The organism is Bradyrhizobium sp. STM 3809 (assembly GCF_000239795.1).
Classification (GTDB): domain Bacteria; phylum Pseudomonadota; class Alphaproteobacteria; order Rhizobiales; family Xanthobacteraceae; genus Bradyrhizobium.
On the sequence record NZ_CAFJ01000637.1, the window covers coordinates 1 to 4,430 of the forward strand.

At 64.0% G+C, this 4,430-nt stretch carries 3 protein-coding genes; all 3 read left to right on the plus strand.

What is annotated here, in order from left to right; genetic code table 11:
* Window positions 1-153 precede the first annotated feature (153 nt).
* Window positions 154-1,128 carry a non-homologous end joining protein Ku gene (gene ku / locus BRAS3809_RS28440; protein ID WP_008965464.1) on the plus strand — a complete coding sequence of 325 codons (975 nt, stop codon included), beginning with the start codon at window positions 154-156 and terminating at the stop codon, window positions 1,126-1,128.
* Between the two features lie 438 nt (window positions 1,129-1,566).
* Window positions 1,567-2,568, plus strand: coding sequence for a LysR family transcriptional regulator (locus tag BRAS3809_RS28445; protein WP_008965465.1), 1,002 nt, complete (start codon window positions 1,567-1,569; stop codon window positions 2,566-2,568).
* Window positions 2,569-2,971: 403 nt separating this feature from the next.
* Window positions 2,972-4,430: porin (locus BRAS3809_RS28450; RefSeq protein WP_035659170.1), on the plus strand; the 1,459-nt coding region annotated here is incomplete at its 3' end.

Sequence of the window (4,430 nt, forward strand, 5' to 3'; positions counted from 1 at the left end):
TCAGACGACGTGGATGGCCGGGACAAGCCCGGCCATGACGACGCGGAGGGAGATGAGCGCAAAACATCGATTGCCTTATGCGATAGCCTTGCGGTCCGGGAGAGCACGCTCGCAGTTTTCAAGTGTCAGTTTGCAGTTGAGTGGAGTTGAGGAATGGCCCCGCGCGCCAATTGGAAGGGTTTTCTGCGGCTGTCGCTCGTGACCTGCCCGGTCGCGCTGTACCCGGCGACGTCGGAATCCGAGAAGGTCTCCTTCAACCAGATCAACCGCAAGACCGGCCACCGCATCAAATACAGCCGGGTCGATGCCGAGACCGGCGAGGAAGTCGCCAACGAGGACATCGTCAAGGGCTACAAGGTCGACACCGACACCTACATCGAGGTCACCAAGGACGAGCTCGACGACATCGCGCTGGAATCGACGCATACGATCGAGATCGACGAGTTCGTGCCGCGCAGCGACATCGACAGCCGCTACCTGATCCGCCCCTATTATCTCGTCCCCGACGGCAAGGTCGGCCATGACGCCTTTGCCGTGATCCGCGAGACCATCCGCAGCATGGACAAGGTCGCGATCGGCCGCGTGGTGCTGACCAATCGCGAGCACATCATCGCGCTCGAGCCGCTCGACAAGGGCCTGATGGGAACGCTGCTGCGCTACCCCTACGAGGTGCGCAACGAGCAGGAGTATTTCGACGACATCCAGGACGTGAAGATCACCAGCGACATGCTGGATCTCGCCAAGCACATCGTCGAGAAGAAGTCGGCCGAGTTCCAACCGGAGAATTTCGAGGATCACTACGAGGCCGCGCTGATCGAGCTGATCAACAAGAAGCGCAACGGCGTGACCATCACCGCCAAGGCGGCGCCGAAGTCGAGCGGCAACGTCATCAACCTGATGGATGCGTTGAAGCGGAGCCTGGCCAGCGAGGGCGACAAGGCCCCCTCCGCGGCGGCTCCCGCTCCCAAGGCCAAGCCGAAGAAGGCGAAGAAACGCGTCGAAGGCCAGCGCGAGATGCTGCTGCCGATCAGCGGCAAGAAGGCCAAAGACGAGCCGAAGAAGGCGGACGAGCCGAAGAAGGCCGAGAAGCCGGCTCGGACCACCGCACGCTCGCGCAAGGCGAGTTGAAGAAGCGGCGACGCGAGCCATTCCGGACCACGCCACGTCGCGTCGGGCGCGAAGTTCCGCCTGTTGCACCCCGGTTTCGGCGCGTGCTGCACTGACGTCCAACGACCTTCGAGCAAAGGCCCGCTTTCGCGGGGGACGCGGAGGCTGTCCAACTTCCCGGTCCAACTCAGCTGATCAACTCCCATAACGCTGTCGTGCGATCGGGCGCGGATTTGTGATCGCTCTCGTCGCGCCTCGATGCTTGCGAAATGGACAGCGGGCGCCTAGCTCTGCGGCGCGGGTGACGATCCGGCGCAGCTCTCGCGAGCGTCAAGCCGGTCGAGTGTCGATGTGGAACGACGATGGCGGAGTCGTCCCAGCTGCGCGACGCGGCGTGTCAGGGGGATGTCGATGGTTCAGCTTGTTGGAAGCCAAGACCGGACGTGGCGCGACTAGTCGATGTCCCGCGTTCAACTGTCTGAGCTCTCCGCGTTCGCGGCCGTTGCGGACTCATTGAGCTTCACCAGGGCCGCCGCCCATATCGGCTGCTCCCTGCCCACCATCAGTCAGACCATCAAGAGCCTCGAGGAGCGGCTGGACGTCAGGCTGTTCAACCGCACCACGCGCAGCGTCGCGCTGACGGAAGCCGGCGAGCGGCTGCTGGCAGAGATCCAGCCGATCCTGGAGCGGGTCGACCAGGCGATCGAGAGCATCAATGCGTTCCGCGACAAGCCGGTGGGCACGTTGCGGCTGGCGGTGTCGCGCGTGTTCGCGCTGCGGGGACTCGGCCCGCTCATTCGCGCGTTCCTCGCCGAATATCCGGGAATCAATCTCGAGCTCGCCATCGACGACACGAACAGCGACATCGTCCGCAACCGCTTCGATGCCGGCATCCGTGCCGGACATCGCGTCGAACGGGACATGAAGGTGATCCGCGTCTTCGACGATTGCAGCTTCGTGGCGGTCGCCTCTCCCGAGTATCTGGCGGCGAACCCGCCGCCCCTCCTCCCGGAGGACCTGAAGGATCACAATTGCATCCGCCATCGCGCACCCGCGGACGATACGCTGCAGCCATGGATCTTCGACAATGGTGAACGGCGCACCGACGCCGCCGTGGAGGGCTCGCTCATCGTCAACGACTTCGACCTGGCCCTGAACGCAGCGCTCGACGGAGTCGGCGTTGCCTATCTGGTCGAACCGATGATCCAGGCCCATGTTGCCGAGGGTCGACTGGTGCGACTGCTGCCTGGCTGGAGCTACGCCACAGGCGGCTTGTTCCTCTACCATCCAAGTCGACGGCAGCCGCCGATGCCGCTTCAGGTGTTTCTCGATTTCGTGAAGCGATGGCGCAGCGCTGGTACGCCAGACCTGATTCCGTCCGTGACCGCGTATGGTGCGAGCCCGCTCATCGCCGCGCCTCCACATCGATCGTCGCTGCAGATCGAATCCAACCGAAGCTGACGTCAGATCAGAACTATGATTTCGATCGTCGCCGCCTGGTGCGCAGCGCGCGAAGCAAAGCCGTGAGCTTGCGCAGCGTTGGCCGGATTGTTCGGGAATTCCACCTAACCTATTCACGATTGACACCATTAACAAATGGACGCGCCGGCGTCAGAACGGTGGCGTGATCGGGCCGAACCAGGTGCAAACCGACGGCGTGCTCACGAGGCCGCGCCACACACCCGCAAAACGAGAGCGGAACGACGAGCTCGAAACCGGCTCGTGCGCACATCGTCACTCGTTCCGAAGTCCCGGCCGCTCGGCTCGGACACAGAGCGGGTGGGTGTGGAAGCGAGTTCTGGCCTTCGCCAGAGGCGGCACGCAGGGACGCGTCGGCCGCCGTTCCAAACGGGGAGAACATAAAATGATGATGTTGAGGGGCCTGCTTCTCGGTACGGGAGCAGCGATGCTGTCCGTCGCATCGGCTCAGGCCGCAGACCTTCCGCTGAAGGCCAAAGCGGTCGAATATGTGAAGGTGTGCTCGCTCTACGGCACGGGCTTCTACTACATGCCGGGCACCGACACCTGCATCAAGCTCGGTGGTTATCTTCGTGCGGAAACCGCGCTGTGGACCAACAGCAATTATGGCGGCGCCTATGGCGGCGTAGCCGGCGGGGACAACCGTCTCAGCAACCGGTATCAGACGCGTGCCCGCCAGGACGTGAACATCGATACGCGCACCGCCACCGAATACGGCGTGGTCCGCACCTATTTCGATGCGGTGTTCAACTGGACCTCGGGCTCCTACGCGGGCGCCGGCGCCGCCACCGGCACGACGTCCTACACCGGCGACGCCATCTCGGGCGGCACCGTCGGCGTCTACTATGCCTTCATTCAGTTCGCGGGCTTCACCATGGGCAAGGCGGTATCGACCTTCGACGCCCCCTGGACCAACTATCCCGGCAATAATTTCGACGGTCTTGTCGGCGGCAGCGGCTCCAACAACGGCGTCAACCAGTTCACCTACACCGCGGATTTCGGCCAGGGCATCAGCGCCGCCGTATCGCTGGAGGACCAGACGCAGTTCTTCACCACCAACATCTGGAATACATCCGGGATCACCGCGGCCGGCGTGCTCGGCGGCAATTACGGCTCGAGCGCCTTCGGCGGCGTGGTCTCACCCGATATCATCGGCATGGTGCGCGTCGACCAGGCATGGGGACTGTTCCAGGCGTCGTTCGCCGCGCATGACAATCACGCCGGCTACTACGGGGCGACCGAGACCTCGGGACATCCGTCCGACAAATGGGGCTGGGCCGCGCAGGTGTCGCTGGCGATCAGGAACATCCCGACCGGTCCGGGCGACGTCGTGAACCTGCAAGCGGTCTACACCGATGGCGCCAGCCGCTACAACTTCCAGAGCCTCGCCAGCACCACCTATTCGATGTACGGCGGCACCAATGTGGCCGGCGCCTATCAGAGCATCGGCTTCGCGGGTGTTGCCGACGCGGTGTTCGGCACCGGCACCGGCCTGTCGACCGTGCAGACCTGGGGCATGCGCGGCGCCTTCACTCATAATTGGGACCCGCGCTGGAATACGGCGCTGTATGGCGCCTATGCCCAGGTGCGCTATGGCCAGACCGGAGCGGCCCTCATCTGCGCCGGCATCGCCGCGACCGGAATGCTGACGGCCGGCTCGACCTGCAACCCCGACTTCAATCTCGGCCAGGTCGGCCTGATCACGCGCTGGACGCCGGTGAAGGGACTGACTTTCTCCGCCGACGTGACCTACAGCCATCTCGACCAGAAATATTCCGGCAGCGCGATCGCTCCGGCCGTGGCCAGCACGGCGAAGCCCGCGGCCGTGTATCAGCTCAAGGACC

Coding starts and splice junctions, on each gene's coding strand:
- ku (WP_008965464.1), top strand. CDS start 154: ATGGCCCCGCGCGCCAATTGGAAGGGTTTTCTGCGGCTGTCGCTCGTG.
- BRAS3809_RS28445 (WP_008965465.1), top strand. CDS start 1,567: ATGTCCCGCGTTCAACTGTCTGAGCTCTCCGCGTTCGCGGCCGTTGCG.